Below are 757 nucleotides of genomic sequence, written 5' to 3'. Positions count from 1 at the left end.
GGTGAGCGTGGTAAAGTAAAACAGCTGCTGTAAGACAGCAGAGCATCAAAGTAGACCTTTGAAAACTGAACAAAGTTTCTGAATAAACCCAAGTGCGGGGGTACGAGAGTACCCGCCAAAAACAAAGCAATAAAGAAGCGACAAACACGCAAGTGTGCGTCACAAAGCAAGGTAACAAACGAACAAAAAATGAGAGTTTGATCCTGGCTCAGGACGAACGCTGGCGGCGTGCCTAATACATGCAAGTCGAGCGAGCGAGATGAACGGAATACTTCGGTAGGAAGTTCAGATTGCGAGCGGCGGATGGGTGAGTAACACGTAGGCAATCTACCCTTAAGCGGGGGATAACACCTGGAAACAGGTGCTAATACCGCATAAAACTAAGGACGCCTGTTCTAAAGTTAAAAGACGGTGAGAGCTGTCACTTAAGGATGAGCCTGCGGCGTATTAGCTAGTTGGCAAGGTAAGAGCTTACCAAGGCGATGATACGTAGCCGACCTGAGAGGGTAATCGGCCACATTGGGACTGAGACACGGCCCAAACTCCTACGGGAGGCAGCAGTAGGGAATCTTCCACAATGGACGCAAGTCTGATGGAGCAACGCCGCGTGGATGAAGAAGGTCTTCGGATCGTAAAATCCTGTTGTTGAAGAAGAACGTATGTGAGAGTAACTGCTCAGATAGTGACGGTATTCAACCAGAAAGTCACGGCTAACTACGTGCCAGCAGCCGCGGTAATACGTAGGTGGCAAGCGTTG

1 rRNA gene is annotated in these 757 nt (G+C 49.4%); it reads left to right on the top strand.

The annotated features are described in order from the left end of the window. Positions 1-185: 185 nt before the first annotated feature. Positions 186-757: ribosomal RNA gene (locus JG30_RS08045) — 16S ribosomal RNA — on the top strand; the annotation flags it as partial.

Origin of the sequence: Bombilactobacillus mellifer (assembly GCF_000970795.1) — a bacterium.
GTDB lineage: Bacteria > Bacillota > Bacilli > Lactobacillales > Lactobacillaceae > Bombilactobacillus > Bombilactobacillus mellifer.
Note: the sequence above shows the minus strand (reverse complement) of the source record. Positions and strands in the feature narration are given on the sequence as shown.